The sequence below is a fragment of the Streptomyces sp. NPDC029169 genome, assembly GCF_055563935.1.
In genome coordinates this window covers 56,015-80,613 of sequence record NZ_JBVHXA010000009.1, presented here as the reverse complement: position 1 = coordinate 80,613, position 24,599 = coordinate 56,015, and the positions used below count along the sequence as shown (strand labels likewise).

Genomic DNA, 24,599 nt, shown 5'->3' with positions numbered 1-24,599 from the left:
CCTCGCCCCCGCGCCCCGCCTACCGCCCCCGGCCGCCGCGCTTGGCGTCCATTGCGGCGCGGCCCTCCGCGCCCTTGCGCTTCCAGTCCTTGAGGATCTCGGCGCGCACGCGGGCGTCGGTCTTGGCGACGAGGCGCTGGTTCTCGCGGAGGAGCTTGCGGTAGCTCTCCAGCCGGCGCACCGGGAGCGAGCCGTCCTCGACCGCCGCGGCGACGGCGCAGCCGGGCTCCGACTCATGGGCGCAGTCGTGGAACCGGCACTCCTCGGCCAGGCTCTCGATCTCCGAGAAGACCTGGCCGACGCCAGTCTCGGCGTCCCAGAGCCCGACGCCGCGCAGTCCGGGCGTGTCGATGAGGACACCGCCCCCGGGCATCACGAGCAGGTTGCGCGTGGTCGTGGTGTGGCGGCCCTTGCCGTCCACCTCACGGGCCGCCTGGACGGACATCACGTCCTCGCCGAGGAGCGTGTTGGCCAGCGTGGACTTCCCGGCGCCGGAGACCCCGAGCAGCACGCTGGTCCCGCCCGCCACGACCGCGGCGAGCACGTCGAGCCCCTCGCCGGTGGCGGAGCTGACGGGGAGCACCTGCACGCCGGGCGCCACGGTCTCCACGTCCTCGACGAGGTACGAGAGTCCGACCGGGTCGGGCACGAGGTCCGCCTTGCTGAGCACGACGAGCGGCTGGGCACCGGACTCCCAGGAGTCCGCCGACGTACGCAGCAGTGCCTCACCGCTCGAACTGGACATCGCGAGCGCGAGGAACCGTTCGATCCGCCCGAGGTCGAGTTCGACCGCGAGCGACACACAGATGACGATGTGATCGATGTTAGTGGCCAGCACCTGGCCCTCGGACCGCTTGGACGACGTCGACCGCACGAAGGCGGTCCGCCGGGGCAGGATCGTCCGCGCATACCGGGGGTCACTGCCCTCGGGGTCGACGACGACCCAGTCCCCCGTGCACACAACCTTCATCGGATCGCGGGGAACAACGAACTCGGTGTCGGCCCGGATGACGCCACCGGATGTGGCAACGTCACACTGGCCACGATCGACACGCACGACACGACCAGGCACAAGGCCCTGCGCCGCGTAGGGGGCGAACTCCGCCTCCCAACCCTCATCCCAACCATACGGAGCGAGAGCGTGCGAAGCCGAAGCCTGAAGAGAAGAGAAAGACAAGGGGTGACCCTTCACAAGGGTGGCCCCGGCACGCGCCGCCACGGACGCGCAAAAGGAAAAGGAAGGTCAGCCGGAGACCACGGAGGTGGAGTTGACGAGCTTCTCGATGCGGGCAGCGCCCGTCGTCATGACAGCCATCGGTCACACCTCCTGGATCACAACACAACAACACACGCGGACAGCCACCGGCCGACCCGCGAGAACGACCACACCTTAGCCCGGCCCCAACGGACCCCGCGAAGCATTTCTTGTGCTCCTCGTGGCAACCCAGACGAGGGGCTGCGCTACCGCCGAAAGAGCGACAGAGCCAACTTCAGGACAGTCGCGGCGTCTACACCCCGCTGCGCAGATACGCGTGCCGGTCGGTGACGAGTGTCCGCCAGCGGTTCCGGGTGGCATCCTCGCTGTCGATCCACCTCACCGAAGTCGGAGCGTCGGAAATCGTACTGGCCATGGCGTGCGCGATGTCGCAGTAGTACGTGTAGTCCCCGTTCCGAGTCAGGTCCCGCAACCGAGTGATGGCAGTGGTGACCGCTTCGTGGTTGCCAAGTAGGACTTGGTGGAAAATCTCGGCGAGCTCGAGTATGACCTCGGCCGCGACGAGCCCAGCGACTCTGATCTCCGTACGCAGGACACGGGCGCGGTTTTCGACGTCGCGGTCGGTTCCGGCGTCACGGACGAGGGTGGCGATCTTCGTAGTCAGAGAGGTGGCCCTCAGGTCGAGTCCGGTCAGCAGCTGTTCGGCGAGTTCGATTTCGTCGTCGGCTCGATCGGGGTCGGTGAAGGAGAGGACGAACGCGCGCTGCGCCTGGGAGGTAGCGCGTTCGCCCGCGACGCCGTGGTCCTCGGCCTCTCGGCGGGCGGCTTCGTATGCGGCAGCGGCGCGGTCCATGGCGCCGTGGGGCCACCAGATGTCGCCTTCGATGCGGTGGTGTCGGCCTTCCCATCCGAGGGTCTGTGCTGTCGCGTACGCCGTGGGGAAGTCGCCGGCGAGGCGGGCGAGGTGAGCAAGGCCGCGGCGGGCGGCGGGGGCGAGGCGGCCGCCGCCGTGGACGACGAGCTGCATGCCTTGGCGGGAGGCCTCGGAGTGGCCGAGGTCGCGCTGGGCCTTGGCGAGGTAGTAGACGGCCATCTCATGCAAGTCGTCGGGGAGTAGACCGGTGCCGACGACTGCGGTGAGCCGGTCGGCGGTGCGGGAGCGATGCTCGTGCTGGCGCCGGGCTAGCGTGCTGAGGAGTTCGACCAGGGCCTCGGCCGCGGTCGTCGGTCCGCCGTCGGCGTCGGGCCGGACGGGTGGGGCGATTGGCTCCCAGACGGAGTCACTGACGTAGGCCCAGGCGGCTTCGGCGAGCCAGTCGAGGTCGAGGCGGAAGTCGCGGGCGAGGACAAGTCCTTGGCGCAGGCAGCCGACGAGGAGCATCCGGTCCCGGCCGGTGCTCGCGGTCCACTGCTCGCCGAGCGCGCCGAGGCCCCGCTCTGCGGCCTGCTGCCAGTCCTCAGGGGTCCAGCGGTCGTCTGTCTGGTCGTCGGCGCCCCGGACGGTAGAGCGGATCAGGCCGTGCAGGTGGTACGGCCACAGCCCGAAGGGGTTGTCGCGGACGAAGGGCCGCTCGAGCAGCCGCATGGTCGGCGCCTCGTGCCGCATGCCTGAGGCCCGGGTGGCCAGGGTCAGGTCGAACGCATCCAGCAAGCTGACGGAGCGGAGCACGTGGCGCTCGTCGGGAGTGAGGTCGGACAGGGTTCGTGCCATCAGGGCAGGGAAGTCGTGGTCGAAGTCGGCTGGCTGCGGCTCTCGGTTGGTACGCCGGATCTCCAGGAACCGCATTGCGGCCAGGTCAAGGTAGAGGGGCAGGCCGTGCGAGCGCCCGGTGATGACTTGGCGGATCTCGTCGTTGATGAGGGACTGGCCGTCGCGGACAAGCCGCCGGGCGAGGTAGTAGTCGCAGTCCTCGGGGGAGAAGTCACCGACCAGGACCTGACCCCCGCTGCTCCGTACGGCGGGCGAGGCGTTTCGAGCAGGCGGGACGATGGTGCGATCGGCCAGGCCGGGCCAGGCCTCGGGACCGGTGTAGTCAAGCTGCCCTTGGAGGGCGGGGTCGGACCACTGTAGGCGGGAGCGGCTGGTGATGACGAAGAACGCGTTCGGCATGAGCCACACCACCCGCTGGATGAGGCACTCCAGGTCGCGGTGGGTGCGGTCGCCAATGTCCTCGAAGGTGTCCAGCAGGATCACCGGCGTGACCTTCTTCTCCGCAGGGAGCTGGGCGATCTCCCATGCGAGAAGGTACGGGTAAAAGGAGAGTGTCTCCAGATCGGGCTCGGCTTCAAGGAGATCGGCGAGCCGCGAGCAACTGGCGAGGGCCCGGACCGTCTGTCGGCGTTCGCGCAGCGCCCGTACGAGGGAGCCAGTGACCTGACCGATCGCCGTGCCGACGGTGCCGGGCAGGAGCAGTGCCTGGGCGATGTCGGCCATGGCTGACTGCATCTGCTGCGGCAGGACTTTGCCGAACCGGCCTGCCAGGCCGCCGCGGCGAAGGTACGACTCCAGCGGCTCGCCGGGGTGCTGGTGGTCCCAGTAGCGGCGCAGTGCCAGATCGAATGCGGGGAACGGGCGGCCGAGCTCGGCGAGCGCGGCCCGGATCGTCAGCACGACCTGCTCGAAGTCGATCCCCGTGGAGCGGGCAAGGTCGATGCGCATGGGTAGGATCCGCTCGCCCGTCCAAGTGGGCTCGCCCCACTGGACGGGACGGTGTTCGGCGCCAGCGAGCGAGGCTTCCAGTTTGCGGGACAGAGTCGACTTGCCAATGCCGCCGACCCCGTGGAACACGAGCACGTTGTTGCGCGGGGCTTCAAGGTCCTCGGTGTCGAAGGCAGGGGCAGCTGTGTGTCGCAGATGCTCAGCGAGCGCGGCCGCGACCAGCTCCCACTGCAGTTGGCGGTTCGTGAACGCCTCCGTGGTCGTCAGTTTGCGGTCGTTGGTACTGAACAGTGCACGCAGGTCTCGATTTACCACACCAACCCCCGAAGTTGATCACTCTTGGGCCAACCTATGTCCCGATGGGGTCCTACGGGGACAGCATCCTGGTAAGAGCACAGTGAGGCAGGCCCATTCCGGCCACGGGAGGTTCCCCGAGATTGCGCTGGTCTCATCCGGCGCGGCGAGACGGGTGTCGGCCTGTGACCTGTTCATTCTCTTCGGAGAATGAGGTAGTTCCGAAACCGAGGTGATGTGGCTGTGTCCGACCCGGACGCTAAGTCGGGATCCGCGCGGGCAGGGGAAGGCGGGCGCTGGGAGGCCGCCTCTCGCAATGCGGCCCTGGAGATGGTGCGGCTTGTGATTGCCTGGTACTCGGCGCGCATCTTCGAGGAGGAGAACTCGGTAGCGCCCGATGCCGCCCGCCTGCGGGAACTGGAGGACGGGCGGGATATGTGTGCTGGAGACCTGGAGCGGGTGCGCATAGCTGGGGACGAGGAGGTGGTGCAGATTCTGACCCGCTACAGAGAGCGCTACCGAAGCCTGTCTGGGCGGTAGGTGTCGTCACGACAGGCGCAGCAAGGGCTTCGCCCGCCGCGCGATTTCGGCGACGTCCCGGTCACAGTGCGGCACCGTGCGGCGCAGGTATTCTTGGTTGCTCAGGAAGTCGGCTGCCTCTCCCTGACTGTAGGGGCGCGTACGCTCGGCTTCGAGGACAGCCGCACACACCCGCTCCCAGGCCCCGATCACGCTGCGCGGGGCCTCGTAGATGGTCTCGCCCCCGCGGCGCAGAACTGCCACCGAATCCACGAACGGCACGTGCTCGATCACTTCAGCGATGTCCGTGAGGGCGTTGTAACACCGGTCATGGCCCTCCCGGCTGGTCAAACGGGCAGGGGCATCCTGTTCGGAGAGCTGTGCATACCGCATGAGGATGCCCTGAAGGCTGTCTGCCGGACGGACGGCCATCAGGCTCACCCTGACCGTGTATCCAGCCACGTGGAAGCGGCGGGCCGTGCTGAGGAAGTCGCCGAGGCTCCCGGGCGCGATCTCATCAAGGACGTCACCGTCCCGCTCGCGCATGTACTCCTCTGCCATCGCGTGCCACTGCTTGGTGACGCTTCTGGTCAGACGCCCTGCGTCCCTCGGGCGTTCAATCACCAGGGTCTCGTATGCAGGGTGGTACGCCTTGTAGTCGTCGGCACAGATGCGGCGGCCTACGCGATTTCCGCCACCAGGGAGGTAGCGCCGGGCGAAGGTGGACTTGCCAGCACCAGGCTGCCCGATCAGGAACTCGGCGACGGGGTCACCATGAGGAACAACCGGGTTGAGGTGTTTTGGAGCGATCACCTTGTCGAAGATGCTGCGGACCTGGGAGTGAGGCAGGTCATAAAGAGCAGTGCCAGCCGTGGTGGCGTGCGACTGTTCTTGCACGAGGCCGGCAACGGGGCGGGCCGCGTCGGCGCCGGGATCTGACCGCGTCACGGAGGACTCCTGAAAGACGACCAGTTGGGTCGGAGTTCCGACATGCTGGGTCGGTCCACCGTGGAGCAGTCTACCCGGTGTTGCGCGCATGCGAGACAACACGCGAGAATGTCTGACGGGAGGGCACATGGGACGCCAGACGAAATCACGTCATGACCTCCGAGACGACGCACTCGTCGACTTCGGCAGCGACCTGAAGAGGCTGCAGCAGGAGTCGGGGAAGACTCCCCGTGACACCCACCTGGCCACCGGCATTCCACTGGCCACGATCTACGCCGCCACCAGCGGCAAGAGACTGCCCAGCACAGATGCGCTCAGCGCCCTCGTAAGGGCATGGGGAGGAGATCCAGAGAGCTGGCTGCACCGACGCCAGGGCATCGCTGCGCGCCGGGCCGGGCACTCCGCCGACCCGTTGTCCGGTGCCAGCGCTGATAGCGCATCGGCGGGCGGACTGGACGGCTTCCGCGAGCCGTCAGACGTGCTGGCGCACCATACGCAAGGCCCTCTACCCCTTGCGCTGAGAGCCCTGCACCAGAAGGCTGGCTCCCCCTCCCTGAGAGCGTTGGCGGCATCCTCGGGGCTCACAGCGTCATCTATCAGCCGGGCCATGTCCGGCCTCAGCATCCCCTCATGGGGCCGTATCTCCAGCCTGGCCCAGTCTCTGGCAGCAACACGCGACGAGCTCGATGCGCTCCGCGCCATGTGGGAGGGCGCCCAGGCCGTGCGCGCCGCCACCACCCCGACGGGAATCAGCTCCACAACCATCAAGCAGCTCTTCGGCAGCGCAGCGTCATGCGCCTTCCCTGGCTGCACCGAATCCCTGATCCGGTGGGATAACAGCCATGCCACTGTCACAGCCGAGATTGCCCATATCCGACCGCCGGCGCCAGGCACCGCTCGGTACGACCCTGAGTTCACAGGCGACCGTACGGGCCCCGGCAACATGCTCCTGCTGTGCGCATCGCACCATAGGCTCGTCGAGACCGATCTCTCCTACACAGTCCAGGAGCTGGAGGAGTGGAAAGCAAAGCAGATTGCGCGATCAGGACAGGTGGTCAAACCACGCACGCGTGCAGAGCTGCACAGCCAGCTGGAACAGTCGCTGTCGCTCCCCCGAGAGACCCACCTCATGGCGGAACTGGTCGCTGGTGCCGACATGGGCACCGGCCAGATCCGAGAGATCGATCTGAACCGTGAAGCCGTCGCTGCCGCCAGTAGCGAAGGCTGCAGCGGGTACCTCGGGGTGCGCGTCACGAACGCTGGCCACGAAGCCGTGACGGTGAACTCCGTCGGCGTCGAGTTCGACCTCGGCCGCGGCGAGAAGAACTACGCGTTCTACCGCTTCCCCTACGCCCCGCCGCTGGGAAGCGGCGTTCGATGGCAGCCTTTCGAAGAACTCTCGCGCAACTCCCACGGTCAGTGGTTCGCTCCAGTCGAGTCGTTCCTTCTGGGAGTGAGGGCCCTTGAGGGACAAACCGGCTCATATCCACAGCGGATACGACCGTATACGGCCTCGGGCCCCGGTAGCACCTCGTCCGCGGAATGGGTGCCCTTCAAGGGAATCCTCAACGCCCTAGCCGGCTTTCCTCTGGAAGCACGTTGACCGCCCCAATGCCGTTGGCAAGTCCGAAAGGTCCAAGAAATGGGCTGGCGGGAGTGCACCCACCAGGCGTCTGAACCGGCCGCCAGAGGGCGGTTCGTGAGTTGATGTCCATGTCCGGGTGAGGCCGGGGCAGGCTGCTGGTGGCGGCGCTCGGTTGGCTACTGCTTCCTGGTGAAGTTGCCGGCGTCGGCCTCGATGAGGATGTCGAGCTTGACTAGGCGTTTCAGCTTGGCACGGGTGCCTTCGATGGCTCGGGGTCCAGGGCCATTCCGGCGGCGTGATGGTGGGCCCGGGCGGTCGCCGAGTCCACGCTGACCAGGCTCAGATCGGCCTGGCCGTGGGCGGCGGCCTCGGCGATCACTGCTTGCATCAGGCGCTGGAAGGTGCCCTGCGTCGCCCAGATCCGGAAGCGGTCGGACGCGCTCTGCCAGGCCCGAACTCGGCTGGCAGATCACGCCAGGGGCTGCCGGTCCGGAACCGCCACATCACCACGTTGCAGTGTTTCCGCAGGTCGGGGACGGGACCGGCTGCGGCAATCGGGAGATGGGGCTCGATCAGGGACCACTGCTCGTCGGTGAGATCGCCTCGCGCCATGACTGATGGCCTATCAAGACCGAGCCCCCGCGCGCAGGCGATCTACCGAACTTGTGATCCGGGCTCCGGACAGGACCTGGTCCCGCCGGGTTCGGCCGCACTCCGGCAGGCCGCGGTCTCCCGCGACCGCGGCCTACCCCCCGTCACCGACACCGCACCCCGGGGCAGGGCGGGCTGCGGTCCGCCCTGTCGCCTGTCCGTGAAGCCCCAGGGTGTCAGTCGAAGCAGCCGGTTTTCGCCCCGTCCGTCTCGGAGCCGACCTCTATCTCGAATCCGGAGCCCGCATCGAACTCCGGCCCGGCGTCGTAGTCGTACTCGAACTTCAGGTCGCTGGCCCTGGTGAACTGTACGGTCAGCAGGAGGGCTTCGCCGTCCCCGCCCTTGGTGAAGCACAGTCCCGCCGTTGTTTCGGGGGTGTTCGGGTCTGAGGGGTCGTGCTGTAGGTGCCAGCCGTCCGCCTTGGCGGCGGTGCGGTAGAAGTCCACGACCTCCTGCCGGGAGCCGGGGAAGGCGTAGACGCGGGCGGCGTACAGCCAGGCGTCGCCGGTGTCGTCGATGCAGCGCGAGTCAACCGCGTCGAGCCCCTCCGGGGCGGTCGCCCCTTCGGGGGTGGAGTTCAGGATCGACTGAGAGCGCAGGCCCTTCAGCCGCGCCGCCGTGTCGTCACATGTGTTGAACGGGGACAGCGCGGAGCAGCCGGTCAGGCCGGCGGTCATCAGGGCGGTGGCCAGGAGCAGTGCGACGGGCGGGGCGAGCGGCCGGACGGGGCGCGTCGGCAGCGGCATGGGGTCTCCCGGAGGTCGTGGCGGGGTCGGAGACGGGGGGCGGGTCCGGAGGTGAATCAGGAGGGGCTCGGGGACCGGACGCACGCGAGGGCGCGAAGGAGGGAACCGGCCGGTGGTGGCACGGGGGTGCCGGGGCACGCCCTCGAAAGGGCCTGCCCCGGCACCCATCGGCCAGGTCAGCGGGTCAGCGGACGCAAGAGTCCCATGACCGCTGTGGGATCACCTCTTCAGGTACCAGTTGTCGTAGAGCCAGCTGCCGGCGCGGTACAGGTACTGGAACAAGTAGCCGCGGTCGGCGTAGTAGCGCATCCAGGACCGGTTGTAACTGCTGGCGACGAAGTTGCGCGCCACCCGGTTGTTGTACTGGTCCTTCTGGGAGTCGAGGCTTGTCTGTCCGTACTCGTGGGCGTCGCCGAGCCGCTTGGCGGCACGCCAGCCGAAGAAATAGGTCAGCGCAGACATCCAGATGAAGTGCCGCAGGGCGTTGTTCCGGGACTTGCTGCCGGGGAGCTTCCACAGCAGGACACCGGACAGCATGGTGGCGAAAGCGCAGCCGCCGTACCCCAGGGCCCTGCAGGCCTTGGCTTCCTCGTACTTCTTGCGCCAGGCCGAGACACGGCCGTCCAGGTCGAACTGGTTGACCGGGTCGGCGTTGGCGTAGTCGTAGGCGTTGGCGCTGCCGCCTCGGACCGGGTCGAGGGACAGGAAGCGTCCGATGGCCGGGTCGTACAGGCGGGCACCCATGAGCTTGAGCCCGGTGACGGTCTCCGACGAACGCCGGTGCGCGCCGAGCCAGCTGTACCGGGTCGCCGCCTGCCCCGCCCGGGGGTTGCCGAACTCGTCGGCGTCCAGGACTGTCGGGGCGAGCGCCGTGTCGGCCGGCAGCTGCAGGGTGATGTCACCGTGCAGGTTGGCCAGTTGCAGGACCGTACCGCCGGTCTTGGCGGTGGTTGCCGCCAAGTTGCCGTCCGGGCCGACGACGTTGCGGGTGACCGCGCCGCCGCTCGTGCTCTCCACGATCCAGCGGGGGCTGTCCCCGTCGGCGTCGTAGTGGTTCAGACGGGAGGCGGTCTGGGTCCAGGTGCCGGAGATGTTGGACTCCGTGGTCCAGGACCGGTGACGCAGGGCGGAGTCCAGCGTCCAGGTCTGCCGCTCGGTGCCCGCCGTCTGCTGCTGCACCAGGTCGTTGACGTGGTACGCCAGCGTGGTGCCCGGCCTGGCGGTGGTGCGGCCGAACGCGTCGTAGACGTAGCCGGTGCCGATCAGCCGGTCGCCGGTGTCGTGGGTGTACGACGTGGTGGTGGCGCCGGTGGTGGTGCAGTCGGCGTTCACCGCGGCGGTGGCCGTGGCCAGCGTCTTGCGGTTGGAGTGCTTGTCGAAGGTGTAGGCGCGGGTGGTGCAGACCGCGTCGGTAGCGGTGTCCTGCGCCTGGGTCAGCCGGCCGGCCTTGTCGTAGGTGTACGCCTGGGAGGCGGTGACACCCGGGGTTCCGGCGTGGGTGGCCGTCTGGCCGTGCACCGTCTCGGTGACACTGTCGGCGATCACCACGGAGTTGTCGCTGTTGCGGGTGACCGTGCGGGCGGTGGTCGTGCCCGCGGGGTCGATGACGTCCTTCGTGGTGTAGCCGCCGGGCAGACTCTGGGTGACCAGTTCGCCGTCCGCGTCGTACTGGGCGGTGAACGTGCCGGCCACGGAGTCTGTCATCGAGGTGAGCAGACCGCGCGGGTCGACGGCGGTGTCGTAGGTGTACGTGGTGGTCGACGGCACGGTGTCGGTGACGGTCGTCGGCCGGTCGAGCGCGTCGTACCTGGTGGTGGTGGTGCCTCCGTCCGCGTCGGTGTACGTCAGCTGACGGCCGAGCTGGTCGTAGGTCCTGCTGATGGTGCCGCCGGTCGGTGAGGTGGTGCTGACCGGCAGGCCCGTGGCGTCGTCGAAGGCCGTGGTGCTCACGGGGACGGCGGCGCCGACTCCGCCCGAGATGGTCAGGGTGGTGACCCGGCCCGCCGGGTCGTAGCCCGTCGTGGTGGTGCGGGTAACCCCGTTGGCCGTCTCGATGATCTTGGTGGCCTGGCCGAACTGGCCGTACTCCAGGACCTTGGTGGGCAGTTGGGTCGGGTTGGTGCCGCCGCCGGTGATGTCGGCGGCCGGGGCGAGGCGGCAGATCTGGTCCGCCCACTCCGGCTTGCCGCCGCAGGTGCCGGTGCCGTCCGCGGTGTAGTACGTGATGATCGTGGTGCCGGCGTCCGAGCCGCTGGACGCGGGTTGCGACTCGCTGTTCACCCGGCCCTGGGCGTCGTAGCCGGTGGTCGTGGTGATCGCCAGGCCGCCCGGGTCGACCGTGGAGCTGGTCGGCTGGCCCTTGGCCCAGTCGTAGACCGTGGTGGTGTCCCGCGGGTCCGCGGTCAGGGTGGGCCAGGAGCGGGGCTGCGCGCCCACCGTGACCTTGGTGACCTGGTCACGGACGACGGCGGTGCCGTCGGTGGGACGCCCCGCGTCGAACTCCCGGACGATGTGCCGGCGCGCCATCAGCTGGGTGCCGGCGGCTGCCAGCGTGGTGGTGCCGCTGGTCAGGTTCGCCGCCAGGGTGACGCGGTGCAGCGGCCCGTAGGTGTCGGTCTCCCGTGCGCCGTTCGCGTCGAACACCGATACGTTCGACAGCAGCTGGGCTCGCTCGGCGGAGGCCAGGGACCCGATGCCCAGGTCCGTCAGCTTGTCCTTGAGCGCGTCCGTGGCACCGAGCGCGAGCTCGCGGTTGGCCGCGGACAGGGTGCGGATCGCGTTACCGAAGCGGTCGTACTCGGCGACCGACAGGCGGTGGCCCGGTTCGGCCTTGTTCACCGTGCGGCCGCTGGCATCCAAGTAGTGGATGCCGGCCCGACCGTAGTCACTCGCGGCGAGCGAGGAACCGTCGTTGGAGGCGGGTACCTGGTCGGGTGGGAAGACCGCCGTGGCGTCGGTGGGGATGTCCGACTGGCCCCATGAGGCCGTGGCGGTCGCGCCCAGGTCCTCCGGCGCCGCGGAGCCGGTCAGCGGCACTCCGTAGACGACGTTGGTGACGGCGGTGCCGTTGGTCTGGTCGGCGCTGCCCGGCGTGAGCGTCGCCCGGGAGACCTTGAGCAGCATGCCAGGGCCGGACGCGGGGCTGGAGCCCGCCTGGCCGTAGGTGAACGACCAGGGCAGCTGGCCCGCGGGCTTGAGCGAGGTGACCCGTCCGGCCGTGTCGTAGTCGTAGGCGGTCTTCAGCGCCGGGGAGATCCGCGGGTCCCAGGTCTCGCGGAGCCGACCGTCGGCGTCGTAGGCGTAGCTTGCGACCGTGGTCGCGGTGGACGCCGAGCCGCCGGGGGCGGTCGCCCACAGCCTGACCGAGGACACCTGGTCCTTCACGTCGCCGAACGCCGTGGGCGTGGCGGTGGTGGAGGTCGCGTAGACGAACTCCAGGACGCGGCAGCCCTTGACGGAGGAGTCGGCGGCGCAGGTGGAGTTGGCCACCGCCGAGTTGCCGGCGATGATCTTCTTGGGCCGGGCGATCTTGGTCTCGCCGACCGTGATCGTCTCCGAGGCCGTGGTGGTCGTGGAGTTGTCGACGCCCTCGACCCAGGTCGTGCTGGCCCGCCAGGTGGTGCCGCCGACCTCGACGGGGACGAAGGTGGTGGTGCCGCCCTCGGTGCTCTTCAGGGTGAAGTCGCCGCCGAAGCCACCGGTGAGGGTGTAGTCCTCGGAGCCGGGCTCCGCGATCCAGCCGGTGCCCGCCGCGTTTGCGGTGAAGTGCATCTGGCTGTCGTCACCGGCGAGTCCGATGCTCAGCGAGGTCGCCGACGTCTTGTGCAGGTACGAGAACGGCGTGGTGATCTGGTCGGCCGCGGCGCTGTACAGCCACTCTTTGCCGAAGATCGGGGCCTGCTCGTTGGCGGCCCCAGCCTGCGGGGAACGGGAGGAGGCGCTGCGGGTGACGCTCATGCCGAAGAACGAGGCGTCGCCGCCGGGGAGCGTGTAGTCACCGGTCAGCAGGTTGACCGAGCCGGGGCCGATGCTCTCGCTGGCCGCGCCGTCGGCGTTGCGGTCCACCACGACGCTGACCGGGTCGGAGGCGCCTGTCGCGCCGGCGCCGCCGGTGAACTGCGCGCGGAGCTGGACGACGCCGTCGGGGTCGACGGTCGTGGTGGCGTTCCAGGTGAGCTGCGGGGTCTTGCCGGCGGAGAGCGCGAGCGGCCAGGAGGCCACCGGGGTGCCGCCGGAGGTCACGTCACCGGCCGGGAGGTTCACCCAGGCGTCGGCGTCGCCGCGCCGCCACTGGAAGGTCACGGCGTCGAACTTCGGCGACTCGGCTTCCGCGGCCAGCGGCACCCGGGCCGCGGTGCGGGTTCCGTCGTCGGGCAGCGTGACGCCGCCGGGGCCGACGTGGAAGGTGTACGAGACCGGGTCGGACTTGTTCTCCGCCTTGTCGGTGGCCCGGACCTGGAGGACGTTGGTGCCGGCCTTCTCGGGCGTCAGGGTGATCTTCACCGGGGTGGTGCCGCTGGTCGGGACCTTCTCCCAGACCGCGCCGTCCAGCGACCATTCGATGCCGTTCTGGTCATCGGAGGGCGGGGTGACGGTGAAGTCGCCGCTCTGGCCGACGCCCTTGACCCAGGAGCTGCTGGGGTAGTCGGTGGAGGTCACCGCCGTGGGCGCGGAGGGGGCGCTGGTGTCGACGGTGAAGTACGCGTAGGCGGACCAGCCGGTGTTGTAGTGCAGGCCGTCGTACGGCGACGTGCGGAACTTGTACGTCTTGCCGTTGGTCAGCAGCCCAGCGGGCACCTTCACCGCGGCCGGCTGCCCGGAGGCCACGAAGGGCGAGACCAGGACGTTCCCGACCTGCGTACCGGTGGCGTTGTCGAAGATCTGGAAGGTGCCGTTGACCTTGTCGTTGTTGGGGTCGACGAAGGTGTCCTGCAGGGTCGGCGTCGTGGTGTTGACGAACCATGTACCGCCGGAGTCCTTGAAGAACGGCGGGCCGGCCTGCTGGTCGGTGCCGGTGCGCGGACGGTAGTTGTAGGTGACGACCAGCTTCGGCGGGTTGGCGGCGGCATTGCCGGAGTTGACGCGCTTCCACTGCCCGGTGACGTTCTCGTCCGAGGCGCGCAGGCCCATGTGGGACTTGGCGGCCTTCGCGGACGCCCACTCCTGCACCAGCGTGGTGACGTTCGCGTTGATCCAGCCGTCCGGCTGGGTGGTGCAGGAGGCGTTGCCCCGCGTCTCCGACGAGGTGGCCTTCACCGCGATCCACGCCGGCTGAGCCGTCCACCGCGAGGAGGTCGACGCGGCCCCTGCGGACCACACCTCCCACGGCTGGTTCGGGCACGACGAGCCGGTGTAGTTGCCGGAGTGGAAGTTCCACAGCGACAGCTTCGCGTCCGTCACCAGCGCGTCGGCGATCGGCGCGGTGTTCCACGAGATGAACGAACGCGCGGTGCGGAAGGTGCCGTCGGCGTTCTTCGTACCGGGGTTGCCCAGGTCCAGCTCGGTGTCGTTGGACCAGTCGACCGTCTCGCCCTGCTGCACGTACGTGTCGAACACGTTGGACAGCGCGGACGTCGAAGGGTCGACCGTCACCGGGTACTTGGTCTTCGAGTCGGCGAGGAATTTCGCGTCCGGAGTGATGACGAGTTCGATCGTGCTGCCCTTGTGGACCACCTTCATGCCGACCCTGACCCGGCGGGTGTGCTCGCCGGAGACGGGATCAACGGTGGAGTCCCACATCACCGGGGCGGGCATCACCGCGGTCTTCTTGTTGTTTCGGTCGGTGAACAGCACGCTGCCGTCGGCCTGCGCCTTCGCCTTCAGGCCCTTGGCCTTGAGCGGGAGGGTGTAGGAGAAGCCGTCCTCGGCCGGCTTCTTCTTGATCTCCACGAACTGCTCGAAGCCGGTACGCGTCGCCTCGACGATCACATCGGCGCCCGGCACGGCGTCGGTGTACTCAGCGCGGGTTCCGGCCAGCTTGGGCTGGGGCAGGCCGCCCTTCCACTGGAGGGTGATGCCGCTGTCGCCGTCACCGAGGGTGACCAGGTCGACGGCCTTGGTGCCCTGCGCCGCCTCCAGCGAGCGGGCGGGGGTGCCGGACTGGCCGGAGATCCGCAGACCGCGGGGGTGGGCCTTGGGTTCGACCGCACCCGAGCCGTCGGCGACCAGGTCCAGGTCGACGGGGCGCCAGTCGCCGCTGTCCTCGTCCTTGAAACGGATCGGGCCCGCGGTGATCTCGGTGGTCAGCGACCCGTTCGCGTTGACCCAGGTGGTCGAGGTCTCGGTGCGCTCGGACAGCGCCTCGACCCGCTTGCCCGAAAGCCGTGCGGCGATCCGGGCCGACGGGATGTCCGCCGCCTGCGTCGCGTACTGCTTCGGCGCGGACTGCTGCCCCTGGCGCTCGGCCGCCAGCGCGGTGCCGGCACCGTCCAGGAGAGTGACGGCCATGGCCAGGGCTATGCAGCCGGCGACATACCGGTTAGGCCCTCCGCACCAGGCCTGTTCGCGCCATCTTGGCGCGAACGCAAGGTTTCTCATGAAGTTTCCGATTCTGAAGACGTGAATCAACACGCCGCATGATCAAGTCTGCGGCTCAGGCGAAACTTACAGAGCGTCAAAAGATCATCAAAGCAACATTAGTTGATCAATTCAGAGCTCAACCAATGAAGCTTCTCTGTGACTTCTCTCATGTTTCAACGGGCCGCACGCCGAGGACCGGCTCCACAGAGTCGAGACGTTCGCCGAGGGACGCGGCGAGCACAGCAGAGGTCCGGCGACGCCGTTGCCCTGCCGTCAGCGCGTGAGCTGCCGCCGCCACTGTGTGGGCGGCCCTGGCGAGACTCCGGGCAGGTCGGAACGACGGCGCTGACCAGTCGGTGTTGGCGTCATGTGCCCGGAGATCACGACGTCGGCTTGTGAGTGCGGCGCGTTCGCCCGGTCGGCGGGCGGAACCGCGACCGCGTCGACAGCGCGGCCGCTCGGTGTCGGGCCGGGCGGGTCCTGCCGGTCCGACGACCTCGTCGGGGAGGTGGTGCCTGCCCCTCAGCCAAAGGCAGGCAGGCCGAGGACGACGGTGCCCCAACTGATGAGGGGAGTGACGGCCGTGAGGACGAGCGGCACGGGCACCGCCCGGTCCTGCTCCTGGCGCCCGTGCTCGGTACGCTCGGCTTGGCGTTCGGCGGTGACGGCGCGCTGCTTGCAGTCGCCGCACAGGTGCGGCTGGGTCTCCCGTGGCGCGTCCCACTCGGCGGGCTCGATGACCTTCCACCACTCGTCGGTGAACTTCGTGCCGCAGTCGGCGCACACGGGACGGCGGGCCTCCCGCTCAGCCGCGCATTCCCGCGCGACGCGGCGCAGCAGCTCCTTGTACTGGCGCTCGCGGGCTTCGTACTCGGCCCGCTGGCAGGCGTCGTGGGCTTCGCGGCGGGGGTTGCCGATCGCCTCCAGGAAGGTCTGGTTGTGCCGGCGGCCGAAGCGGCGGAAGATCGCCCCGGCCGGGCCGTGCTCCTTCAGCTGCTTCATGCCGGTGACCGCGATGGGGAACTTGCCGTCGTACATGTGGAAGCCGTCGTAGGTGGTGCCCTGCCAGTGCCGCTGGTCAGCTCGGCCAACTGTGCGACGACGGTGTTGGGGTTGCGTGGGCCACACGGCTGAAGATCAGCAGCAGCGGCGGGTGCGGCTGATCGCCGTACCGCCGGTCAGGTACCCACCAGCGGGCCCGTCGGCGCCATCTCCGGCGAGCCGCCCCTTCGAGGAGCCGTGCCGGCCCTGACGGTGAGAGGCCCGCCACTTCGGAATCGGCTGATCACGAAGGCGCATGCTCCCCCATGCTGCCCCGATCCGCAGATCGGGGCAGCATGCCGAAGGCAGCGCTGCTCGTCAGCCACTGCCCGGCTGGGTTGTCGCCAGGTCGTTGAGAACGGCGCTGACGACCTGCCATGACACGTTCAGGGTGTCGCGATCGGGGGTGTGGGCCTCCTGGATCTCGCGGCGCGGGTGGACATAGTTCCGGTACCGGCGGAGCTCGTGACAGAAGCGTTCGATGTCGGCTCCGATCCAACCCGCCTGGTGACACGTCTTGATGAGAACGTCGAGCGTTGCCCTGTCCGGTGACGTGGACCCGAGCAGGGCACGGTCGCGTTCCTGGATCACCTGGACCAGGACGCCCTCCAGAAGGCTTCCGAGCATGACGATCGCAGCGACATGAGCGCCGTTGGCGTAGCAGGTCTGCGCCTCGTCGAGCCGGTGCTGAAGAAGCCTTGCCATGTCCGGTTCCTTGATGATCTCGGTCATCACGGCCCTGAACTCAGCCGGAGCATGCTGCCCCGGATGGGCCAGTGCCGGATCGCAGGCCACCAGGCGTGGACGACCGCCCGGGGTATCCAGGCGGAAGCCCTCATGGATGAGGAAAGCGTTGACGGCGGCGACCACTCCAGGTAGCTGCTCCGGTTCATCCAGGTACTCGAGAGGGTCACCGAGGCGAAGGAGTACCTTCTCCAGTTCCGTGGGGTCCTCTCGACGTTCGGTGAGGCGGGCGAGAACCCACTCCCTCCGGTACTCCCCGTCATAGTCCGGCACTTCGGCCCAGCCCGCATGTTTCAGGAAGCGGGCGATCTCCCAACCCTTGCGGTAATAGAGGTGGTCGTCGCCGCAGATGACACGGGCGATCTCCTCTAGCGTGTTCGCGTCAAGACGCCCCACTATGGGTTGCTCGATCATGCCGCGCCTTCCGTGGGGTCGCCCGCGCGGGGAGTTTCGGATTCCTCGGCATGGTCCTCCGAGCCGTCATCCTCGGGAAGGTCATCGTCAGAGGACAGATCGACCGGGGTCCATGCGCTGTTCTGCGGGCCGCCCGAAGCCTGCGGCGACGCATAGTCGGCCGGCTGAATACCCCGATGTTCCAGTTCCTCCCACAGACCGGTCAGGGCGGCATCGGGGTCGTAGCGGAACTCGCTCTCACGGACGCGCCAGAACGTCCAGCCGACTCGTTGGAGTTCACGCTCGCGTTGCTGATCGTGCCGGAGCTGCTCGGCCGTCGAGTGGTAGTAGTCTCCGTCGCATTCCACGGCCAGTCGCCCGCGGGCACCCACCACTACCAGGTCGATACGCTTCTCCCCCGCCGGGAATTGCGGGATCACGTGATACCCCCGCTCCCTCAGCCGCAGGTAGACCTGCTGCTCGAAGAGCGAATCGAAGGGAGCGGTGCGTACGTCGGGCGTCACCGGCCCGATCGCATCGGTGGAGGCCAGGGCCGCCGGCGGATTCTCCATGTACGTCAGGAGGTTGAGCCGTAGGTCATTGGGCTTGAACCGGTCGCGGGGGACCGAATAGAAGAGCCGCATCTGGTCCTGGGCGCGGCTGGCGGCGACGTTGTAGGCCTTCCGCTCGTTCGGATGGCCACCAGCGATGCGCGGCGGATCGGTCACCACCATGGAGAGGAGAATGACGTGCCGCTCGTCGCCCTGGAAGGAGGCGGGATTGCCCACTCGGATGCCATGGCGCTCACGCACCGGGGCCGACAGTCGTTGCTTGATGAGGTCGTCCAGCAGCCTGATCTGTCCTTGCCCCTGAAGAACGATCACCCCCATCGTCTTCTCCCGGTAGGCGGGGTCTTCGACGAGCTCCACCAGGCACTCCACGATGGCCTCGGCCTCCTTGGGGTTGTGCAGGCGGCTGTCACGGCCTTTGACCACGGCTCCCTCGACATAGTGCGTCAGCAGCGGGTCGAGGCGCTCACCGCCGAACTGGCGGAGCGGTATGAGCTTGTCGTCGTAGAACGTCTTCGACGACCACGCGATGATCTCGGGCATACAGCGGAAGTGCTCTCCGAGCCGGATGACCTCGGGGAAGAACGTGGACAGCAGCTGGTACAGATTGGTGTGCGGGGTGTAGAGCTGGCGCAGACGAAGTGGGATTTCCGGCAGATGCGCGGTGAGCCGGTCCTGGATGACCTGGGTGCGTCCCATGCCGGACACGGACGGTGCGCACTGTTTGTCGTCGCCGACCACGATGACTCGCGGTGCCAGCCACATCAGAAACAGCGCCTCCATTCCGGCCTGACTGGCCTCGTCGACGATCACGACATCGAAGGCGTCCCGCCGGGCCTGCACCATCTCGGCCACCTGCCCGATCGGGGTCACCCATGCGGGTACGGCCTCCATGGCCACGGCCATCGCCTCGCGTGCCGCCGCCTTGAAAGTGGCCGCATGACGGCCCGAACCCTTGCCGTACGAGGCCATGTGGGCGCGATATGCCTGCAGGGAAGAACGCTGATCCTGAGTCATGCGCTCAAGGCAGTACAACCGACCTCGCGCTCCGGCGAGTTCTCCGGTGAGACGCTCCAACCGTTCTTCGTGTTCCGCTAGTTCACCCTCCAGCCTCTGCTCCAGACCAGGAGTACGCCGACGCCGTACGAACCGGAATGCCGTGGCCCAGGCCCACGCCTCGCTGAACTCGCCCAGCCGCGCGTCCCACCCTGATTCCTCCTGCTCATCTGCCAGCCGACCGGCAAGGACGGGATGTACGGCCCGCAGGGCGCCCAGCAGTTCTGAGCACCGGTGCCTGCGGTGCTCGCGGGTGTGCGCCATAGCCAGGGCGTCCAGCTCCTTGGAATACCGTTCGGCATCCTGATCCCGGATGGCCTGGGCTGCCGCCAGCGCCTCGGCGGCGGGATGCGCCCCGTCCACCGGCGTGCGCAGCTGTTCCTCCCAGCCGGCCAGCCGTGCCGTGGCCTCGTCGGCGGCGCGACGCCCACTGAGAGCGGCCAGCGCATCGGCGAAGTCATGCCAGGCCTGGCCTGAGGTGAGGGCGACATGCGTCCCGTTCTGGACGAGGAGCTCGTCCACGTGCTCCCGCGCCGCACCGAACGCGTCAACGTGTTCCAATTGCGCGTAACGCTCGGCCAATGTCGCCAGCCGCACCTCGATGGGACCTCCAGCGACGGGGACGCCCACGTGTTCCCAGCGACTCGCCACCACTGCGATGGCCGCGTTCGCCTGAAGATGCGCGAGAAGCGCGTCCAGTTCCTCGAGAGTCTGTGGTGGCTGTCCGTTCACGGTGCAGCTGCCCAACAGTTCCTCGGCGTCCTTCTGCGCCCGGTGAACGAAGCGCGTCTTGAGCCGGCCGCCGCCTGACAGATACGCCCTGAGTGCTTCTCCCGACCTCGCCAGTTGTCCGGCCTTGTCTTGCGGAAGGTTCTCGGGAAGCGTGACCTGTCGCAGCCCCACACCATCGACCCCACGCCGCACGGCGTCCAACTCAGAGGCGCCGGCGGCCACCCGCTGCCACAGCAGAACATTGCGGCGTGCCAGCCTGTCCTCCAGCGCACGGGCGATCCACTGTTCGCTGTTCCACTGAACCGGCGATGCCGCCACGCCGAGGCGGTGCAGCGCGGTTCGACAGACGCTGAGCGACGACATCAGTTGATCCGTGACCGAGGCATCGAGACCGGCCAGAACGTTCCTGATGCCGATCGTCACCTCGGACAGACCGTCGTCCGTCAGCCTACTTGCAGTCAGGGCCTCGACCACCTGTTCCGCAGCGGGCAGTTCATCTGGCGTCGGCAGCGCACCACCTGCTCGTGGCCGGCCGGCACCCTCGCGCAGCAGAGTCAGCAACTCCTGGGCCTGTACCGAGGAGAACGGAGGGGCGCCTACGGAGCCGTCGGGCAGCGCTCCGATCCAGCCGAATCGGGACTCGCCGTCCTGCACCTGCTGCACGATGGCCGCAAGCGTGCCTGCGTAGCCGGGTGCTATGCCATCATGCTGACGGGTCTCGGCCTCGCGCAGTTCGACGACTTCGCTGGTGAGCGCGGAGATCCGCGCGCGCACCCCATCCCGCTGGGTGGACAGGCGATCGATGTCCGCGCGCAGCCGCCCGACGTCGGTCGCTGCCACCTGGTCGGTCAGGGCATTGATGGTGCGCTCCAGCTCACCCGTCCCGTCCTGCCGGGTCGAACTCAGCAGCAGGACACATAGATCTCGGACAGCGGCCGGAAGCTTGTCCCGCAGCACGGTGAGCGGCTGGTCACGAGCGCTGGTGACCAGGACACGCTGTCCCTGGGCAAGGAGCGCGGAGACGAGGTTGGCGATCGTGTGTGTCTTCCCGGTCCCCGGAGGCCCCTGCACCACCACGCCGGTGTCCTGTTCCAGCCGCCGAAGGACATCACGCTGCTGGGCGTTGGTCTTCAGCGGGAAGAGGGGATCGTCGCCGAGCAGCGGCGCGCTCTCACTTGCGGCCCATTGGGACCGCTCATCCGCGTTGAGTGGCAGCACCAACTGCGCGAGCCCCAGCGGGGCATGTGCTTCCGTGGCCACGCTCGCAGCAATCTGCTCGTAGCAGCGCAGCAGCGCGTTTCGGTCCCGGGGGCGCATGATCAGCGCGGGTGCGTAAGTAAGGCGGGCGCTCGGTTCAGGTTCTCGTGGCGGCTTCCACTCCGCGCTGAAAGCCACTGGCCGTGTCAGTGCTCGCTCCTGCCACTCCGCCAACTGCTCCAGCACGACCTCGCTCAGCGGGTGGGGTGAGCGCGCTGCGAGATCTTCGGCAACGGCTGTCGAACGCTCGGGCTCCCAACCGTCGTCACTGTCCAGGAAGTCCCGGTCCTCCACTCGAAGAGAGCTCTCCGAAGCCAGACGCACTGTGAGTCGCGCCGTACGACGCTCGATGGATGTCTCCACCCGATGGGTCACCAAATGCCTGTGGACCGCATCACCATTCGGCTCCATCCAGGTCAACAGGCCGACAGCCAGGACCAGTTCCCTCTGGTCGTCTTGCTGAGCCAGCTGCTGATGCCACCGGTAGAGGAACTCGTACTGGTCACGTAACGAACGGTCCGCTCGCTCCCGTTCCGCCCAGCGACGCCAACGCGCCAGCCATGGGCCGTACGCGCGAAGCACTTCGGCCGCGTCTTCACGTCGGACCGTACGTTGCTCCCACCACGTACGGCCGTCTGTGTCGCGCTCCTGTTCCTGCCCGGGTCCTTCCTCGGCCAGCGGTGGATCACCACCGTCCGTGTCCTCGATCCTCTCCGGTTTCACCCAGCCTTCCAGAAGGTCAGGCAGCGGCGGCGGAGCGGCCTGTGGCACATGATCCAAGGTGATCAGCAGACCGTCAGGCCGTGCGGTCGGCCTGCGGACGCCGTCAGGCAGTTGCGCGAGCCACATGTGCTCGCGTGATCGATCCCGATCGTCACGCACTTGTTGAGCGCTGTTCTGCACGACTTCGCGCAGAAAGCTCACCAGACCTGTCGTTGACGCGATGACCTCGGGATCCTTCGCATGGCGCCGTGGAGCGTTCACCGTTCTCCCCTCTGCTGGTGACGAACGTTCCAGGATGGGGCGAGCGGGCAGGCCGCACGGCAAGTGCCTTAGGAATGTCCAGTTCTACGTACTGTAATGACCGGATTGCATAGCGTGGCGCAGCCGGGATGCGCCCAACGGCGGCCCAGTCCCGTGTCTAGGGCTCCCGTGGACCGCGCGAGGCATTTTCCGACGCGCTGGCGCGGCGCCGGCGGCGGCCGGGCATCAGCAGGGTGCATGCCGACGTCAGCGCCAGTGCGCCGCCGACGGCGAGGAGGGCGAGCCGGTAGCTGCCGCTGGCATCACGGATGTGACCGGTGGCGTAGGGGCCGGCGAAACTCGCGAGGCTGGCAGCCGCGTTGACACCCGCCACGGCGATTGCCGCGCGTGGGCCGTTCAGATAGGTCGTGCACTGGCTCCAGAACGCGGGAACGGCCGCGAAGATCCCGGCGACCGCCGCCGCCACACAGACGAGCAGCAGCGCGCGGGAGCCCGTCGCGAACGCGGCGCAGGAGGCGGCCAGTACGGCGGTGAGAGCGGGCCAGGCGATGTGCGTGGGGCGGGCGCCGCTCCGGTCGCAGATCCGGCTCCAGGTGAGCATCGCGACGCCCGCCGCCGTGTAGGGCAGCGCGGACAGCACGCTCAGGGACAGCGCGCCACCGCCCGGCGACACGGAGGCGACGATCTGGGGCAGGAAGAACTGCAGGGCGTACAGCGCGAAGTACAGGCCCGCGTACACCGCGGCGAACACCACGAGATGGCCGCCGCGTACCGCACCCTTGACGTCGGACGTCGTGGCGTCGTCGGCCAGGCGGCGGGCCAGGTCGGTGCGTTCGGCCTCGGTGAGCCAGGGCGCGTCGCTCGGGCCGTCGGGCAGCAGCCCCCTGCGCCACACGACAAGGCCAAGGAGCACGGCGGGTATCGCCTCGACGAGGAACATGGTGCGCCACCCGGGCCAGCCGGCGACGCCACCGTATTCGACCAGGAGGCCCGACAGCGGCAGGCCGAAGATGTTGGAGGCGGGAATCGCCATCAGGAAGGCCGCGATCGCCTGGGCCCGCTGCCGTGCGGGGAACCAGATGGCCAGATAGGCGATGACGCCGGGGAAGAACCCGGCCTCCGCGACTCCGAGCACGAAGCGGACCAGATACAGGCTTCCCACATCGGTGACGAACGCGCCGGCCGCCGAGCAGACGCCCCACGCGAGGACGACGACCGCGATCCAGCGACGCGCCCCGAACCGCTGCAGGGCCGCGTTCGCGGGCACTTGGAAGAGGACGTAGCCGATGAAGAAGATCCCGGAGGCCGTGCCGTAGGCCGTCGCGCTCAGGCCAAGCTCGGCGTTCATCGACAGGGCGGCGACGCCGATGTTGGCGCGGTCCAGGAAGTTGATCACGTACAGCACGAACAGCAGCGGCAGCAGACGGCGGGCGACCTTGCCCATCACGTTCGTGTCGCGCTGCGTGGTGGTCGTTGCTTTCATCCCACACCTCTCAGTTGTACGAACGTCTCTGGCGCGGCCGGCGGTCAGTCCAGTGCGGTGAAGCTGAGCTGTCGTACGACGGGGTGCGTGCGGCCGTCGGCCTCGGCGTAGGGGGCCGCGAAGAACAGGCTTCGGCCCGCGCGCTGGGGCGGCGCGAGGAGGATGTCGCGGCCGGTGGACCAGGCGATGTGGTTGGTCTCCAGCGCGCCGAACAGCCCGTGCGTGCCGTATTTGGTCGCGCAGGAGGCGTCCGCCGGGAGCCAGCCGAGACCGGCGACGTAGAACTCCGCCCAGCAGTGGTAGCCGCATACCTCACAGTCCTCGGCGCCCGGTTCGGGCGTCTCCAGGGCCTGGCCGAGGACGAACCGGGCGGGGATGCCGACGGAGCGGCACAGCGACACGAACAGGGCGTGGATGTCATTGCAGTTGCCCACGGAGCAGGTGAGGGCGTGCTCGGTGCTGCCCAGGTAGGACTGCTTCGTGGCGTCGTACTCCATGGCGCCGGTGACGTAGTCGTAGATGCGGCGTGCCTGTTCGTACGGGTTGGCCTCGCCGGCCGTCAGCTCGGCGGCCAGGTCGCGCGTACGGCTGTCGACGTCGACATGCCGCTCGGGCTGAAGGGCGCGGTCGAACAGTCCGGCTCCCGGCAGCGGCTTCGCTCGCCCGGGGTCGGGGGCGGAGAGCGGACTCGTGCGCTCGACGACGTAGCGGATCTCCCAGTCGGACCCGGCGGCGCCGGGGCGGGAGTGGAGCATGACGTTGCCGAACTCCGGCTCCCGGGTGAGCTGGTACGAAGCCTCGCCCTGCACGTCGATGTCGAGCACGCGCTGCAGGGGGCCGTCGTCCACCACGGGGCACCACACGTCCACGATGCTCTTGTCGTCGTCGGCCGGTTCCACCCTGAACCTGTCGGTGATCTCGAAGCGGCAGACGTGCGCGGTCTGTGATCTCGGTAGCACGGCCGGCATGGGGAAGCCTCTCTCGTCCGATGGGAGTTCGCCGCGCCACCGCGGCGCTGCCATCGTCGTGCCGGGTGCCGCCCCATGGCTTCTCGCATGTTGCTTCCCAAGCCCGATCGCCAAACAGCACAGGAGCGGGGGGGGGGGGGGGGGGGGGGGGGGGGGGGGGGGGGGGGGGGGGGGGGGGGGGGGGGGGGGGGGGGGGGGGGGGGGGGGCGGGGGGGGGGGGGGGGGGCAGAGGATT

General features: G+C 68.6%; 14 protein-coding genes. 2 read left to right on the top strand and 12 right to left on the bottom strand.

Annotated features, from left to right (window positions below; translation table 11 throughout):
* Window positions 1-19 precede the first annotated feature (19 nt).
* On the bottom strand, window positions 20-1,177 hold the full coding sequence (rsgA, locus tag ACZ4VI_RS18820; RefSeq protein WP_468000443.1) for a ribosome small subunit-dependent GTPase A: 1,158 nt from the start codon (window positions 1,175-1,177) through the stop codon (window positions 20-22).
* Between the two features lie 331 nt (window positions 1,178-1,508).
* Entirely contained in the window at window positions 1,509-4,190 is a 2,682-nt protein-coding gene (locus ACZ4VI_RS18815) for an ATP/GTP-binding protein (RefSeq protein WP_468000442.1), read from the bottom strand.
* A gap of 222 nt (window positions 4,191-4,412) precedes the next feature.
* On the opposite strand from ACZ4VI_RS18815, the gene ACZ4VI_RS18810 reads away from it, so the two are divergent.
* A complete protein-coding gene (locus ACZ4VI_RS18810) occupies window positions 4,413-4,709 on the top strand; it encodes a hypothetical protein (RefSeq protein ID WP_468000441.1) in 297 nt (98 codons plus the stop codon).
* A 6-nt stretch (window positions 4,710-4,715) separates the two neighbouring features.
* On the opposite strand, the gene ACZ4VI_RS18805 is transcribed toward ACZ4VI_RS18810, so the two are convergent.
* Window positions 4,716-5,636 (bottom strand): zeta toxin family protein, encoded by a 921-nt coding sequence (locus tag ACZ4VI_RS18805; RefSeq protein ID WP_468000440.1) that lies wholly within the window; start codon window positions 5,634-5,636, stop codon window positions 4,716-4,718.
* Window positions 5,637-5,763: 127 nt separating this feature from the next.
* Here ACZ4VI_RS18805 and ACZ4VI_RS18800 point away from each other — a divergent pair, with 127 nt between their 5' ends.
* Entirely contained in the window at window positions 5,764-7,239 is a 1,476-nt protein-coding gene (locus ACZ4VI_RS18800; protein WP_468000438.1) for a helix-turn-helix domain-containing protein, read from the top strand.
* A gap of 223 nt (window positions 7,240-7,462) precedes the next feature.
* Here ACZ4VI_RS18800 and ACZ4VI_RS18795 read toward each other — a convergent pair whose 3' ends face one another.
* From ACZ4VI_RS18795 to ACZ4VI_RS18755, 9 genes are all read right to left on the bottom strand, one after another.
* A complete protein-coding gene (locus tag ACZ4VI_RS18795) occupies window positions 7,463-7,609 on the bottom strand; it encodes a hypothetical protein (protein WP_468000437.1) in 147 nt (48 codons plus the stop codon).
* Window positions 7,609-7,833 (bottom strand): transposase, encoded by a 225-nt coding sequence (locus ACZ4VI_RS18790; protein WP_468000435.1) that lies wholly within the window; start codon window positions 7,831-7,833, stop codon window positions 7,609-7,611. Before ACZ4VI_RS18790 ends, ACZ4VI_RS18795 begins: the two co-directional genes overlap by 1 nt.
* Window positions 7,834-8,048: 215 nt before the next feature.
* Window positions 8,049-8,618 (bottom strand): hypothetical protein, encoded by a 570-nt coding sequence (locus tag ACZ4VI_RS18785; protein ID WP_468000433.1) that lies wholly within the window; start codon window positions 8,616-8,618, stop codon window positions 8,049-8,051.
* Window positions 8,619-8,837: 219 nt separating this feature from the next.
* Window positions 8,838-15,065 (bottom strand): RHS repeat-associated core domain-containing protein, encoded by a 6,228-nt coding sequence (locus ACZ4VI_RS18780; protein WP_468000431.1) that lies wholly within the window; start codon window positions 15,063-15,065, stop codon window positions 8,838-8,840.
* A gap of 594 nt (window positions 15,066-15,659) precedes the next feature.
* Window positions 15,660-16,175: a hypothetical protein gene (locus tag ACZ4VI_RS18775; RefSeq protein WP_468000429.1), complete on the bottom strand. Its 516-nt coding sequence runs from the start codon at window positions 16,173-16,175 to the stop codon at window positions 15,660-15,662.
* A gap of 321 nt (window positions 16,176-16,496) precedes the next feature.
* On the bottom strand, window positions 16,497-17,336 hold the full coding sequence (locus tag ACZ4VI_RS18770; protein ID WP_468000427.1) for a hypothetical protein: 840 nt from the start codon (window positions 17,334-17,336) through the stop codon (window positions 16,497-16,499).
* Window positions 17,333-21,913 carry an AAA domain-containing protein gene (locus tag ACZ4VI_RS18765; RefSeq protein WP_468000425.1) on the bottom strand — a complete coding sequence of 1,527 codons (4,581 nt, stop codon included), beginning with the start codon at window positions 21,911-21,913 and terminating at the stop codon, window positions 17,333-17,335. The genes ACZ4VI_RS18770 and ACZ4VI_RS18765 overlap by 4 nt, the downstream gene beginning before the upstream one ends.
* Before the next feature lie 157 nt (window positions 21,914-22,070).
* Complete coding sequence (locus ACZ4VI_RS18760) at window positions 22,071-23,396, bottom strand: MFS transporter (RefSeq protein WP_468000423.1); 1,326 nt, start codon at window positions 23,394-23,396, stop codon at window positions 22,071-22,073.
* A 44-nt stretch (window positions 23,397-23,440) separates the two neighbouring features.
* Entirely contained in the window at window positions 23,441-24,364 is a 924-nt protein-coding gene (locus tag ACZ4VI_RS18755) for a transglutaminase-like domain-containing protein (protein WP_468000422.1), read from the bottom strand.
* Window positions 24,365-24,599 lie beyond the last annotated feature (235 nt).